General features: G+C 30.7%; 9 protein-coding genes, 3 tRNA genes and 1 rRNA gene. 9 read left to right on the plus strand and 4 right to left on the minus strand.

Annotation, left to right across the window (positions count from 1 at the left end):
• Positions 1 to 118: 118 nt before the first annotated feature.
• From ACZ5QM_RS00760 to rpmF, 3 genes are all read right to left on the minus strand, one after another.
• Positions 119 to 203, minus strand: a tRNA-Ser gene (locus ACZ5QM_RS00760).
• 769 nt (positions 204 to 972) lie between these two features.
• A complete protein-coding gene (locus tag ACZ5QM_RS00765) occupies positions 973 to 1974 on the minus strand; it encodes a beta-ketoacyl-ACP synthase III (RefSeq protein ID WP_464182971.1) in 1002 nt (333 codons plus the stop codon).
• A 92-nt stretch (positions 1975 to 2066) separates the two neighbouring features.
• Positions 2067 to 2255 carry a 50S ribosomal protein L32 gene (gene rpmF, locus ACZ5QM_RS00770; RefSeq protein WP_464182972.1) on the minus strand — a complete coding sequence of 63 codons (189 nt, stop codon included), beginning with the start codon at positions 2253 to 2255 and terminating at the stop codon, positions 2067 to 2069.
• A gap of 742 nt (positions 2256 to 2997) precedes the next feature.
• Here rpmF and yihA point away from each other — a divergent pair.
• The 6 genes from yihA to ACZ5QM_RS00800 all read left to right on the plus strand — a co-directional run bounded on the left by yihA (position 2998) and on the right by ACZ5QM_RS00800 (position 9043).
• Positions 2998 to 3594 carry a ribosome biogenesis GTP-binding protein YihA/YsxC gene (gene yihA, locus ACZ5QM_RS00775; protein WP_464182974.1) on the plus strand — a complete coding sequence of 199 codons (597 nt, stop codon included), beginning with the start codon at positions 2998 to 3000 and terminating at the stop codon, positions 3592 to 3594.
• Between the two features lie 50 nt (positions 3595 to 3644).
• Positions 3645 to 4346, plus strand: a complete 702-nt coding sequence (locus ACZ5QM_RS00780) for a YggS family pyridoxal phosphate-dependent enzyme (RefSeq protein ID WP_464182976.1) — start codon at positions 3645 to 3647, stop codon at positions 4344 to 4346.
• Entirely contained in the window at positions 4324 to 5256 is a 933-nt protein-coding gene (locus tag ACZ5QM_RS00785) for a lysostaphin resistance A-like protein (RefSeq protein ID WP_464203020.1), read from the plus strand. The genes ACZ5QM_RS00780 and ACZ5QM_RS00785 overlap by 23 nt, the downstream gene beginning before the upstream one ends.
• Before the next feature lie 39 nt (positions 5257 to 5295).
• Entirely contained in the window at positions 5296 to 6108 is an 813-nt protein-coding gene (panB, locus tag ACZ5QM_RS00790) for a 3-methyl-2-oxobutanoate hydroxymethyltransferase (RefSeq protein WP_464182978.1), read from the plus strand.
• A 3-nt stretch (positions 6109 to 6111) separates the two neighbouring features.
• On the plus strand, positions 6112 to 7254 hold the full coding sequence (nspC, locus tag ACZ5QM_RS00795; protein WP_464203021.1) for a carboxynorspermidine decarboxylase: 1143 nt from the start codon (positions 6112 to 6114) through the stop codon (positions 7252 to 7254).
• A 269-nt stretch (positions 7255 to 7523) separates the two neighbouring features.
• Positions 7524 to 9043, plus strand: a 16S ribosomal RNA gene (locus ACZ5QM_RS00800).
• 1924 nt (positions 9044 to 10967) lie between these two features.
• Here ACZ5QM_RS00800 and ACZ5QM_RS00805 read toward each other — a convergent pair.
• Positions 10968 to 11039: transfer RNA gene (locus ACZ5QM_RS00805), tRNA-Glu, on the minus strand.
• 91 nt (positions 11040 to 11130) lie between these two features.
• Between ACZ5QM_RS00805 and recO the strand changes: the two genes are divergently transcribed.
• The 3 genes from recO (at position 11131) to ileS (ending at position 15820) form a co-directional block, all read left to right on the plus strand.
• Positions 11131 to 11856, plus strand: coding sequence for a DNA repair protein RecO (gene recO / locus ACZ5QM_RS00810; RefSeq protein ID WP_464182980.1), 726 nt, complete (start codon positions 11131 to 11133; stop codon positions 11854 to 11856).
• A 50-nt stretch (positions 11857 to 11906) separates the two neighbouring features.
• Positions 11907 to 11978: transfer RNA gene (locus ACZ5QM_RS00815), tRNA-Arg, on the plus strand.
• Positions 11979 to 12421: 443 nt separating this feature from the next.
• Complete coding sequence (gene ileS / locus ACZ5QM_RS00820; RefSeq protein WP_464203022.1) at positions 12422 to 15820, plus strand: isoleucine--tRNA ligase; 3399 nt, start codon at positions 12422 to 12424, stop codon at positions 15818 to 15820.
• Positions 15821 to 15854 lie beyond the last annotated feature (34 nt).

A 15854-nucleotide genomic window follows, 5' to 3' on the forward strand; every position in this document is an offset into this window, starting at 1 on the left:
TTAAAAATACAAAGTAGAAATGTTTCCCCTATTTAGTTTAGTAAATCATCAATGAAATATGTTTATTGAAAGTAAACTAAGCCTACCTTTTATTTACAAAACAATACGACTTAGAAAGCGGAGAGACAGGGATTCGAACCCCGGGAACCTTTCAGTTCAACGATTTTCAAGACCGTCGCAATCGACCACTCTGCCACCTCTCCTTACAAAAAAATTACAAAAGAACTTTTTTTTCTTTTACAGAACCTAATTCACTATTTAAACAACGTTACACATACCTCTATAATTCTAAAATTATTCTTCACTATATCTCAGCAACAACTATTGTCTTTTGTAAATTGAGATTTTTGAATCTTTATATTTAAGATAAAGATTCAAAATAGTTTTAGAAAATTCTAAAAAAATACTATCCAATTGGCAAATAAGCACCTTAACATTAACAACTCTTACAATTATAGCTACTGTAAAATACTACACATTGAATTTACCTCACTAAAATTAAAGTTCAATCCTTTTCTTTCTCAAGAAAGCGCACTAAAGCAGGGAGCACTCTTAGGAATTTTCTCTGTTGAATCAAAATTCACACCAAAAGTAGAAATTAAACAAGTCAATGCTCATTAATCCTCTCTCAAGACTTATCCTCAATTCCGACTAAAACAATCTAACCAACAAATTCTCTTATAAATCACTATTATATTAATATCGAAAGGTAACATCAACACATAATACTCAACCATATCATTTAATTACCAACTATTGTTTGACAAATAATACACCAATGTTCAATATAGCTAGCCATCTCCACTCCACTCAAATTTTACCTCTAAATTTATGCTTTTTCATGGATTTAAAATTTGTATGGTTATCTCTTACAACATTGATAAGAAACCTGCATCGACACTTTTTGATTAAATCAAATTTATACAAAAAAATTCCTTAAATAGCTAAAAATTTCATATGGATTGGTAGTTATTAATTCAAATTGTATCCCCATTTCAAATAAGTAGCTCCCCAAGTAAACCCGGCTCCAAAAGCAGTAAGAATCAGTTTATCTCCTTTATGCAATTTTGATTCCCATTCACACAAACAAAGGGGAATACTTGCTGCACCTGTATTTCCACATTTTTCTATATTAACTATTACTCTTTCATTAGAAACTCCCAAATAATTTACTACAGCATCTATAATTCGTAAATTTGCTTGATGTGGGACTATCCAATCAATTTCATCTTTAGATAAATTATTTCTCTCAATCAATTTTTGACAAGTATTTGTCATATTCGAAACTGCATGTCTAAAGACAATTTTCCCATCTTGCCAAAGATAATGTAGTTTTTTATTTACTGTTTCATGAGTGGTAGGATTAACTGCCCCTCCTCCGTACACATGCAGACTTTCAGGAATACTCCCGTCACAGCACATGATAGAATCTATAAGACCCATATTTTCCGTAGTTGCTTCTATTAAAGCGCACCCACAACCATCTCCAAAGATTGGAGAAGTATTCCGGTCACTATAGTCTACAAATGTAGAAAGAACATCACCCGCAACTATCATTATTTTTTTATGTTTTCCAGAAACAATCAAACCTTGTGCAATTTCCAAGGCATATATAAATCCACTACAAGCAGCTTCCATATCAAATCCAAAAGCATTGTTCATTCCCGCTTTATGAGCAATTAAGCTGGCAGAATTAGGAAACGGATAGTCAGGAGTAGCGGTAGCACAGAAAATAGCATCTATCTTCAAAGGATCAAAATTATGCCGGCTTTTCAAATCTTCTATCGCTTTCAAAGCTAAATAGGTGATACCTTTCCCTTCTTCAGGTTTAAGTATTCTTCTTTCTTTGATACCGATTCTTTTAATAATCCATTCATCACTAGTGTCTACCATCGTAGATATTTCTTCATTAGTCAATCTATACTTAGGGATATATCCTCCCATTCCTGTTATTACTGCACGGATACTATTCATATCATAAATACATTATCTCAGCATAAAAACCCTAATAGACACAATTTTTCAAACCTTCAACTTTAGACCATAACACATAAATTTACAACTGTTTATGCAAGTGTTTTATCTATAATTACCTTACCTTTGTAATATAGCTTTCCTTCATACCAGTGCGCTCTGTGATACAAATGATATTCTCCAGTCGTAGGATCGAGAGCTATTTGAGGAAGTACAGCTTTGTAATGTGTTCTTCTTTTATCTCTTCTACTTTTACCAGTTCTTCGTTTAGGATGTGCCATTCTTAAATTCTTACTTTCATTAACTTTAGTCCTAGTCCTTTCAATACAAGCGGAAGCCTGTTTCTTTCTGTCTATATTTGCACCTCATGTATATGCTTCAATTTATCAAAATTACTAACATTCAAACCACTTTCAAAAAAGACAAATACACCACACATCAAGAATATTAATACAATCATTTCATAAATATACTACACTACTACGTCACTCTTTTTAGTTAGCATGCTATTTCTTATTTTCTTCCGAATATTCTTTACTCAAACTTTATAATCAATGAAAAACAATTAATTACAAAAAACACATCATGTAAGCATCTACTGAACGAATAAATACTACTCCATAATCAAAATACAAGGTTAAACATATAGCTAGTGGCAATTAATTGAAAGATAACTCTAAAATTACTTTTTCGAATATTATTTTTTTTAAAAAAAACTACAAAACAAATACTTGGTTCGTCTAAACATTTTGTTGCTTCTCTAATTCAACATTTTATACGAATTGACCCAATCCGCAATTTAACAAAACATCACAAACAAAAATATAATATTTTATACAAACAACAAAACTTACTTTCTTACCATTTATTTTAAAAGAACTTCAGTTTATTATTGCTGTTTACTTATATAGTGATAACTTTTACACTCTTATAAATTAAATTAAAATATTTAATTTTGCACTATAAAAAATAAAGAGAATCGTGTATTTATTCATTACAGGTTACAGTACATATTTTAATAACATGAATATAAAAGAAGCAGTATTTATTATTAGCAATACAGATGTTAACAAATGTCCAAAAAACGGTCTTCCAGAATATGCTTTTATCGGACGCAGTAATGTTGGTAAATCTTCTCTCATTAATATGCTTACCAGTCGAAAGAAACTTGCTTTAACATCATCTATTCCTGGGAAAACACAATTAATCAATCATTTTTTAATTAATAACAAATGGTACTTGGTCGATTTACCAGGATATGGTTATACACAAGGAGGAGAACAAAAAAATAAAATTCTTCAAATAATTATTAACAATTATTTATACAAACGTAAAGAATTAACTTGTCTATTTGTACTAGTAGATTGTCGCCTTAATCCACAAAAAAACGATATGGAATTTATACAACAATTAGGAGAAAATAATATTCCTTTCTCCATTGTCTTTACAAAAATTGATAAATTATCGAACAAATCTTTGAAAGAAAATATTTCAATCTATCAAAACACTCTATTAAAAAACTGGGAAAAACTTCCTCCCATTTTTACTATATCTTCAAAAGATAAAACAGGAAAAGATAAAATCTTGAATTTTATAGAAAAAATAAATAAAAAATTATAACCATAAATTATATTCTTGATACTTAAAAAGAATATTAAAATCAATAATTTATGAAAATAAGCGATAGGCTAAACTACATAAGAAAAACTTTAAAAAAAGGAGTTCGTTTATTAGTAATTTCAAAATTCCAAAGTAATAATTCCATCCTTGAAGCTTATAATGCTGGGCAACGTTTATTTGGAGAAAATCGAGCACAAGAATTATACCATAAGTATCAACAATTACCAAAGGATATAGAGTGGCACTTCGTTGGACATTTACAAACAAACAAAATTAACTACATTGCTCCTTTTGTAAGTGTAATTCATTCGATAGACAGTTTTCAACTTCTGAACAAGTTAAATTGTTATGCTCTAAAATATAACCGTAGAATAAAAGTTTTATTACAAATACATATTGCACAGGAAGTACATAAATTTGGCTTTTCCTTCGAAGAAATCGAAAAATTACTCAGTGACAAATTATGGAGGACTCTTAAAAACATAAATATTGTAGGTTTGATGGGTATAGCTACTTTTACGAAAAATCGAGCTCAAATAACAAGAGAATTTACTACACTTTCCAATTTCTTTTTGAAATTAAAAACTCAACATTTTATTGATAAAAGTAGTTTTAAAGAGCTATCAATGGGAATGAGTGATGATTATCTATTAGCTATCAAACAAGGGAGTACAATTGTGAGGATAGGAAGTAGTATTTTTAGAAAAAAAAACAAAAATAACAAAAAAAATGAAACTAAAAGGAATATTTAAACAATCGTCTATAGTTACGCAATTTTTAGTATTATTTTCTGTAACTATAATAGGATTGACAATAACCTCTATAATTGGCAGTATCATTCTAATGATAAAATTTGGATCAGAAACTCCAACAATAATTCAGGAAATTATGCAAAATATAGTAGAATACCCTGAATGGATGAAAAATATTCAGTTCCTTCAAACCATAGGGATATTTATTTTTCCAGCAATAATTTGTGCTTGGCTATTCAGTGACAATTATAAAAATTACTTACACATCGATACCTCTTTTCAATTGCATATTGTTGGTTTAGTGATTTTGAGTATGCTAGTAATTATCCCTTTTTTAAATAGCATCTATGTACTTAACCAACAAATAGTTTTCCCTGAACGTTTAAATGGATTAGAAGAATGGATAAAAAACCAAGAAAAAATAGCAAAGAAAGCTATTGATCAAATGTTATACATTTATCACTGGCAAGACCTAGTTTCTAATATTATGATAGTATGTGTATTTACAGCCATAGGCGAAGAATTTATTTTTAGGGGTATCTTACAAAATCTTTTAAGTAGATTTATTAAAAATCCATATATAGTTATTTGGATAGTAGCTATTTTGTTTAGTGCAAATCATCTCCAATTTTATGGATTTTTCCCACGTATATTACTAGGAGCTTATTTAGGCTATCTTTTGCATTATACAAACAGTATTTGGATTTCAGTTTTCGCACATTTTACAAATAATTTTTTTGGTGTTATAAATTCTTACATTTTTCAATGTAATTCTGAAATAGCAGAAAAAATAGATAACATTGGAATCGGAAATACCTGGTGGTTATCCGTTATTTCCTTAGTATTTTTTATTATACTCCTACGTATAATAAAAAATTATACTTATCCAAATCATCCAAAAATATTTTGATTAGTATATTTACAATTTACAAACTAATAATTGATAATTATGCCAACCCATAATATTCATAAAGTCACTATTCGACATCTTATTAAGATGAAATTACAAGGTGAAAAAATTTCTATGCTTACTGCTTACGATTATTCTATGGCTTCTATTATAGATAAGACAGGAATAGATGTTATCTTAGTTGGAGATTCAGCTTCCAATGTGATGGCAGGTAATATTACCACTCTCCCAATCACTTTAGACCAAATGATTTGGTATGCTCAATCTGTACGAAAAGCTGTTCGAAGAGCTTTACTCTGTGTTGATATGCCCTTTGGTTCTTATCAGGGGAATTCTAAAAGAGCTGTTCATTCTGCTATTCGTATAATGAAAGAAACAGGGGCTGATGCTATTAAAATAGAAGGAGGAAAAGAAATTCAAGAATCTGTAGAATTGATACTTTCATCTGGTATACCTATTATGGGACACCTAGGATTGACTCCACAGTCTATCAATAAATTTGGTAATTATTCCCTCCAGGCAACAAAAGAAGATGAAGCAAAAAGACTAATGGAAGATGCTTGTTTGTTGGAAAACATAGGTTGTTTTAGTATTGTTTTAGAAAAAATACCTACCAAGTTAGGAAAACAAGTAGCTCAAAAACTATCTATTCCTATCATCGGAATTGGAGCTGGTCCTTATATAGATGGACAAGTATTAGTTTTGCAAGACATGTTAGGAATTAATAAGAGTTTTACTCCACGTTTTCTTCGTCGCTATACAGATTTATATAACATTATTAAAAAATCCGTAGAACATTATGTTCAAGATGTAAAAAATTCCAATTTCCCTAATGAACAAGAATCATACTAAATAATGATTGATTTTTCCAAAATATCTTCGCCTGCTTATGTAATAGAAGAGAAATTACTTCGTAAAAACCTATCATTGATAAAATCAATCCAAGAAAAAGCAAAAATAGAAATTATACTTGCTTTTAAAGCATTTTCCATATGGAAAGCATTTCCAATTATCAAAGAATACATTCACTATTCCACGGCAAGCTCTGCTTGGGAAGCAAGATTAGCTTTAGAGGAAATGAAAAGCAAAGCTCACACCTATTCACCTGCTTATACTGAAAAAGATTTTTCGGTTATTAAATCTTGCAGTTCACATATTACATTCAATTCATTGGCACAGTTTTATCGTTTTTACAAAGAAACTTTGGTAAACTCAACAAAGATATCTTGTGGGTTACGCATCAATCCTAAGTATTCAGAAATAAAAACTAGTTTATACAATCCTACTATTCCAGGATCACGTTTGGGCATTACAAGAGAAGAATTAGGGAATAACCTCCCTGATGGGATAGAAGGATTACATTTTCATGCTTTATTCGAATCCAATTCTTATGCTTTAGAAAACATGCTAAAACATGTGGAGAATAAGTTTGGAGATTTATTCTCCAAAATAAAATGGCTAAATATGGGAGGTGGCCATCTAATAACACAAAAAGAGTATAACACAACACATTTGATAGAATTATTACAAAATTTTAAGGAAAAACATCCTCATTTGCAAATTATTTTAGAACCAGGAGCTGCTTTCGTTTGGAAAACAGGGGTATTAGTTTCTTCTATAGTGGATATCGTAAATAATAATGGAATAAAAACAGCTATTTTGGATGTTTCATTCACTTGTCACATGCCTGATTGCCTCGAAACACCATACCACCCAAAAGTTAGAGGAGCTTATCAAGAATCAACAAAAGGAAAACCTACTTACAGATTAGGTGGTAATTCTTGTTTAAGTGGAGATTTTATAGGTGATTGGTCTTTTAATAAAGAATTACAAATTGGAAATAAAATTATCTTTGAAGATATGATTCATTACACAACAGTAAAAAGTACTATGTTTAATGGCATTCCTCACCCAAATTTATGTCTATGGAAAACAAATAACACGTTAGAAATTTATCGACAATTCAATTACGATGATTATAAAAATAGAATGAGTTAAACTATATTTATTTAACTCATTCAGATAATTATTTTATAATTTTGAAAAAGGGATAAAAAGTTGTAAATTTGGAATGTTCTGGAAAAAGTGATAAATTCATATTTTTAGGACATTAGAGTCTTGTTTTGATCTTTGAAATTTTTTCATAATTGTATGTAGTACAAGTTTCGAGATATTCCTTCTTTAAAGAAGTTAGGAAATATTATAGAAAGGATTTCGTTTAGAAATTATTCGTTAATAATAAGTTTAAGAATTAAAGATAAAGATTAACAAAGAAGAGTTTGATCCTGGCTCAGGATGAACGCTAGCGATAGGCTTAACACATGCAAGTCGAGGGGTAACAGGTCTTCGGATGCTGACGACCGGCGAACGGGTGAGTAACGCGTATGCAACTTACCCATAACTTGGGAATAGATCGAAGAAATTCGGAGTAATACTCAATAATACAAGGGTGCTGCATGGTATTCTTGTTAAAGATTTATCGGTTATGGATGGGCATGCGTTCTATTAGGTAGTTGGTGAGGTAACGGCTCACCAAGCCAACGATGGATAGGGGAACTGAGAGGTTGATCCCCCACACTGGTACTGAGACACGGACCAGACTCCTACGGGAGGCAGCAGTGAGGAATATTGGTCAATGGACGGAAGTCTGAACCAGCCAAATCGCGTGAAGGAAGAAGGTATTATGTATTGTAAACTTCTTTTTTAGGAGAGTAAAATGCACTACGTGTAGTGTATTGTAAGTATCCTACGAATAAGCATCGGCTAATTCCGTGCCAGCAGCCGCGGTAATACGGAAGATGCAAGCGTTATCCGGATTTATTGGGTTTAAAGGGTGCGTAGGTGGTTCGATAAGTCAGTGGTGAAATCTCCTTGCTCAACGAGGAAATTGCCATTGAAACTATCGGACTTGAGAATGGACGAGGTAGGCGGAATTTGTAGTGTAGCGGTGAAATGCATAGATATTACAAAGAACTCCAATAGTGTAGACTGCTTGCCAGACCATGTCTGACACTGAGGCACGAAAGTGTGGGTAGCAAACAGGATTAGATACCCTGGTAGTCCACACTGTAAACGATGAATACTAACCGTTTGCGATATACAGTAAGTGGTCAAGCGAAAGCGTTAAGTATTCCACCTGGGGAGTACGCCGGCAACGGTGAAACTCAAAGGAATTGACGGGGGCCCGCACAAGCGGAGGAACATGTGGTTTAATTCGATGATACGCGAGGAACCTTACCCGGGCTCGAACGGTGTTTGAATATATCTGAAAAGATGTAGCTAGTGATAGCAAATATCGAGGTGCTGCATGGTTGTCGTCAGCTCGTGCCGTGAGGTGTAGACTTAAGTGTCATAACGAGCGCAACCCTTACCAATAGTTACCATCAGGTAAAGCTGGGGACTTTATTGGAACTGCCACTGTAAGGTGTGAGGAAGGTGAGGATGACGTCAAATCAGCACGGCCCTTATGTCCGGGGCGACACACGTGTTACAATGGGAGGTACAAAGGGTCGCTACCTGGCAACAGGATGCTAATCTCAAAAACCTCTCTCAGTTCGGATTAGAGTCTGCAACTCGACTCTATGAAGCTGGATTCGCTAGTAATCGCACATCAGCCACGGTGCGGTGAATACGTTCCCGGGCCTTGTACACACCGCCCGTCAAGCCATGGAAGCTGGAAGTACCTGAAGTATGTAACTGAAAAGAGCGTCCTAGGGTAATGTCAGTGACTGGGGCTAAGTCGTAACAAGGTAGCCGTACCGGAAGGTGTGGCTGGAACACCTCCTTTCTGGAGCATATTATAAGCGAGTAAAACACTACAGAAGTTCATCTTTGTACTACGCAATTATGAAACTATTTTTTACGAAAAAAATAAATATCGACCAATAGGACAAATAAAAAACTCATAGACTATTCTATGAAGTCCTATAGCTCAAAAAGTGTCTACTTTACTTGAGTTTCTATAAGGAATAAAAGGGTCTGTTTTCAATTATTATATTAGCTAGCTATTTGTTTCATTTTCCACACCACGCACTTTATTAAATCATTACTTGCCTTAAATCGGAGAAATGGGTTCATAAATGATACAGATGGACAGGAGGAACATAAATCAAAGAAAATCATTTACATAGTTTTATACACTTTTTGATAATTTTAATTAAAAAGAAGCTTTATATAAATCCCTTAAATTTTCTCTTAAAGAAAATAGTTAGATATGTCCAATATCCCATTTTATATGAGTATCTATTTTTTTTAGCCTTCGTTGTTTCTATGTTCAAAATCAGTATAAGCACATTCAATCAAAATTCATAGTTTCTTTTTTGTAATCAGTAAAACAATAGTATTGATTTTTATCATGAACTGGGTAAGATTATTATCTTAACTTTCTTTCTTTACATCAATCAAGAATCCATTTTAATATTTTTTTGATTATCGAACCTGAATCCGGAATTTTAAATTCCGGAAGGGATATTAGTTATTTTATTTTTTTATTCAAAAAAATGAAGTATATATCTCTGTTACTTTTGATTGATATATAAATCAATTAATCCCCCCTTATAACATCTACTTTAGAAAAGTATTATGAAACCAAAATACATACCCATAACTTTAAGTCAAATGTACTAACTATTTATTTTGAACAAATATTCAATAACATTGTTAAAACTTAAAGTCATAGCTATAAAATTAAAAAACATTAAATGATGCTATGCAAAATTATCTACAATAATTTCAATAAGAAATCTTTTCCATTTCTTATTGAAATGAACTAAAATCAGAAAGTTATATACTCTTAAATTTTATCCAAAAGATTATAACGCTTATCAATAAGATTTATTAATTATTATTTTCTCCGAAAAATGATATTTGCTGATGCAAAAAACAATATATACTCTTTATGAGTTTCATCAAAATTTAATTTTTCACTTATTCTTAATTTCATTTTTTAATAGTAAAGTATTAAAAATTATATGATTATCAATTTTCTCAAACATTTTACATTTAGCATGTATCAATAAAAAAGTAACAAAAGTCAAGGATTGACATTTAGAAAGCTATTATCTATAATTTATTAGCAGAAAAATTTACTTAAGTACAGTCCGTTATACTTCTTTGAAAACTCATTATTATTACATTTACGTATCCCATTACAAAATTTATTTTAAATAATAACCTTTTAATAGAATTTTATAAAAAAAAATCTAAAAAAATATCAGTTAATATTTTGAGAATAAAAATTGCTACGAAAATTACTATAAAATAGCAATTAGTTTTCAATTAGAAATCAATGGATATTATTATCAAAAACAAAAGAAATGAGGAAAAGTAAGAAAAAGTATACCAATCTATTATATTAATAGATTACAGTTTTATGGTGGAAAACTGTAATCTAAAGACAACTGTTGTAAGAACAGAAAAACAGCTCAAACCAAATAATTGAACAAAAACGAACAAATTAACGTAGTGCTTTTAAAAAAATGTATGAAAAATTCTGAATACTATAACGATCCATTAATACAGATATATTTTTACCATCACAAAACTACACTAACAAACTAAGAACTTTAAAAGACAAAACAGCAGGGAAGCTAATAATTTTTTAGAAGCTTAAATGTAGTTTCCTGAAAATCTTGCAAAATCAACTTAATATGTATTTAAGATACATGAAAACAACCTCATATTCCACTGCACTTTTTTTAATTTCTATTCTGTAGTCCATAGGGGAATCGAACCCCTCTTTCAAGAATGAAAATCTTGCGTCCTAACCGATAGACGAATAGACCGTACTTATATCTAAAATACGAAAATAATGCTTATTTTCAAATAAGCAAGATACCTCTTGTTTTTTCAAAGTTTTATATTTTTTCGTTTGAGATGCAAAACAAAACAAAAGCTATTATTCTATACAGTATCAACTATAATGATACTCATTCCATTATCCATGTTCTTACCGAAAAATTTGGGCCAATATCTTATTTAATATGCAAAGTTAAAAAACAAAAAATACGTTTATCAAAATCATTTTTTCATCCTTTATCCATAGTAGAACTAGATGTAGAACATCAAAATTTACGAGAGCTTCAACGTATCAAAGAAGCAAAAATTTATATACCATTGGTCTCTCTCTTAAATAATCCTATAAAAAGTAGTATTTGTATTTTTTTAGCTGAATTTATCAGTAGAATCATTAAAGAAAAACAATCAGACAAGCTCTTATTTGATTACATTCTCCAGTCTATCCAAATTTTAGAATTTACAAAAAGAAACTATACAAATTTTCATTTGGTATTTATAATTAATTTAAGTCGGTTTCTTGGATTTTATCCTGATAACACAAACTACCGTAAAGGAATGTATTTTGATATGCAGAATGGCATTTTTGTACAACAAAAACCTTTTCATATTAATTTCCTCTCTTCAAATGAAAGCTGGATATTTGCTGGGCTATTACAAATGACTTATGAAAATATGCTAAATTTTCAGTTTACAAAAAATGAACGAAAAAAAATTATTTACCAAATTTTAGAATACTACCACTTACATTTTAGTACCCATTTAAAGATAAAATCTTTAAAAATTCTGCACACGATTTTTGATTAATTAATGTTCAAAAACATTACCTTCGTACTTTTTCAGAAACAGTTAGTGCTACCTCTGTAGTTCAACGGATAGAACAAAAGTTTCCTAAACTTTAAATCTGGGTTCGATTCCCGGTGGAGGTACAGCTACTTTAAATCCACTCAAAATTCACATAAGAAAAAACATATCTATTCCATTTTTAGATAAACAAGTGGCTATCTTCCAGTCTCTTTAATTTCTTCATATTCAACGTACTCTCCCTTATCTGAACTTATTTTCTTTTTCTTTTGAGAAAAAGGTTGTACAATTTTAGATTTTGAATGCAAATACCATTTTCCTAAAAATAATCCACTAAAAGATATACAAACGAAAAGACCTAACACAAAAAAGAGAAATAAAAAAAACATAATAATTAAAAATCCAAGCATTTTTACAAAAAATCACGATCACCCTGAAAAATACAAATCTTAATCAAGAATTACAAAAAACAATTTTCACTAATACTTTAAAACATACAAAAATTACACTATGAAGAAAAAATGTGTATTTTCACATATTAAAATTCATATCAAACTTCTATAATCTGATGAATGATAAATGTAAAAAATTTGCTGAATATAAAAAATTAAATTTACCAAAGATAAGTAAAAAAATACTACAACACTGGGAAATAAATAATGTCTTTTTCCGAAGTATAAAAATCAGAGAAGGGAGACCTTCATTTATATTTTATGAAGGGCCTCCTTCCGCAAATGGAATGCCAGGCATTCATCATATTATAACACGAAGTGTCAAAGACATATTCTGCCGTTACAAAACTATGAAAGGATACCAGGTAAAACGAAAAGCCGGTTGGGATACACATGGGTTACCCGTAGAATTAGAAGTAGAAAAAGCTTTAAATATTACTAAAGAAGATATTGAAAAAAAAATTTCTATAGAAGAGTACAATATTACTTGTAGAAAAACTGTAATGAAATACACTAAAGAATGGGAAGATTTGACCCACAAAATGGGTTATTGGATAGACATGAACAATCCATACACTACTTGTGACAATCAATATATCGAAACACTTTGGTGGCTATTAAAGGAACTTCATAAAAAAGGATTACTATATAAGGGGTATTCTATTCAACCTTATTCACCTGCAGCAGGAACTGGATTAAGTACACATGAACTAAATCAACTGGGATGTTACCGAGATATAAAGGATACAACATGCACAGCTCAATTCAAAATCATAAATCCATTAATAGAAATGTCTGATTTTGGTGATGCTTTCTTTTTAGCTTGGACAACTACTCCTTGGACCTTGCCATCAAATACCGCTCTTTGCATAGGTATAAATATTGAGTATGTAGCTGTTCAATCCTACAATCCTTATACAGGGAAACCCATCACAGCTGTTATAGCAAAAGATTTACTTTTTACTCATTTCAATGAAAAAGCATCGAATATACCTTTAGAATCTTATCATCACGGAGATAAATTAATCCCCTTCAAAATAACTGGTTCATGGAAGGGAATATCACTGGTAGGTATGAAATATGAACAATTAATACCTTGGATATACCCTTATAAAGATGCTTTTTTTATTATTACCGGTGATTTTGTAACTACAAATAACGGTACAGGAATCGTTCACATAGCACCTACTTTTGGTACAGATGACTATAAAGTAGCAGTAGCTAATAATATTCCTCTTTTAATGATAAAAGATAAAAACGGGATTTGTCGACCAATGGTAGATAGTATAGGTAGATTCTTTCGTTTGGAAGATTTAGAAAAAAAATTTCTAAAAAAACAAATTAATGTTTCTCTCTATAATGAATTTGCTGGTAGATTCGTAAAAAATGCTTACAACAATAATCTAACAAATACAAAAACAACTCTTGATATCGATATTTGTATCATGTTGAAACAACAAAATCGTGCATTTAAAATAGAAAAACACATTCACAGTTATCCTCATTGCTGGCGTACAGACAAACCAATACTTTATTATCCACTAGATAGTTGGTTTATTCGGACAACAGCTGTTAAAGACAGAATGATCGAACTAAATAATACTATTAATTGGAAGCCTCAATCCATTGGGAAAGGACGCTTTACTAAGTGGTTAAAAAATCTTCAAGATTGGAATATATCTCGTTCTCGTTACTGGGGAACACCTCTTCCAATTTGGCGTACCCAGGATGGGACAGAAGAAAAATGTATTGGCTCAATTAAAGAACTAATGGAAGAAATTCAAAAAGCAATAAGAGCCGGAGTTATGTCAGAGAATCCTTACCAAAACTTAGAACATATTGATTTACACCGACCATATGTAGATAAAATTATACTGATTTCTGAGTCAGGCAAACCTATGAGACGAGAAAAGGATTTAATTGATGTTTGGTTTGATTCGGGAGCAATGCCATATGCCCAATTACATTATCCATTTAACAACAAAGAACTTATAGATAAGGGAGAGAGCTTTCCAGCCGATTTTATTTCTGAAGGAGTAGATCAAACTCGCGGCTGGTTTTTTACTCTACATGCAATCAGTATAATGGTCAAAGATTCAATAGCATTTCGTAATGTAATATCTAATGGGTTAGTTTTGGACAAAAATGGTAACAAAATGTCAAAACGTTTAAACAATACCGTAAACCCATTTGAAATTATTGAAACTTACGGTCCAGATACTTTACGTTGGTATATGGTCATTAATTCATCACCCTGGGATAATTTGAAATTTAATATAAAAGGAATAGAAGAAGCTTACCGTAAATTTTTCGATACACTACATAATACTTACTCTTTCTTTGCTCTATATGCTAATGTAGATAATTTTAATTATACAGAATCTGAAGTCCCTTTAGAAAAACGTCCGGAAATAGACCGTTGGATTCTTTCAATTTTAAATTCACTCATAAAAGAAGTAGATGAACAATTCTCTACATATGAACCTACTCGAGCCGCTCGTGCTATAAATAATTTTGTCAATGACAATCTGAGTAATTGGTATGTCCGCCTCAATCGAAAACGTTTTTGGAAAGGTGGAATGGATACCGATAAGCTCTCTGCCTATCAAACACTTTACATTTGTTTAAAAACTATATCTCAACTAGTATCACCAATTACTCCATTTTATGCAGATAAATTGTACATCGATTTGGTACAAGAAACTCAAATTTCTGTTCATTTATCTGACTTTCCTATTACTAACAAAAATTTAATAAACAAATCATTAGAAGAAAAAATGCAAATAGCTCAAGATATTTCTTCCATGGTATTAGCATTACGTAAAAAAGCCAACATCAAAGTACGACAACCTCTTTCTTCCATTACAGTTGTAGTTTTAGATGATCGGCAAAAGGAAGCAATAACATCCATACAGAGACTGATATTAAATGAAACAAATGTAGAAGAAATTAAATATGTAGATAACACCGAAGATATTCTAATAAAAAAGATAAAACTTAATTTTAAAAAATTAGGGCCTCGCTATGGTAAAATAACGAAGAATTTAGCAAAATTTATTTCAAGTATATCGCAAGAAACTATTTCTCAATTTGAACGAATTGGTAAAATTTCCATTCCGATATCTGGAAAATCAGTAGAAATTACTATTGAAGACGTAGAAATTGTATCTAAAGATATACCAGGATGGTTAGTTACTAATAACTTGAAATGGACAGTAGCATTGAATATTACTATTTCTGATAAATTGAAAAAAGCAGGCGTTGCTCGAGAATTAGTTAATCGTATCCAAAATATTCGTAAGGCTAACGACTTTAAAATTACAGATAGAATTAATTTAATTATTAAATCAGATAGTTATATCAATGAAGTAATAAAAGAAAATAAGAGATATATCGAAAGTCAAACGCTTGCTAATAACATTACAATATCAGATAATATAGAAGGGATTGAATTAAAATTAGGGGAATTCAATTTGTTAGTTAGTATAACAAAAACTCCCAATAATACGCTATAATGAATTCTGAATTAGAATTGGTAATTTTAAATAA

It is taken from the genome of Azobacteroides sp. (SeqCode) (assembly GCF_055395615.1).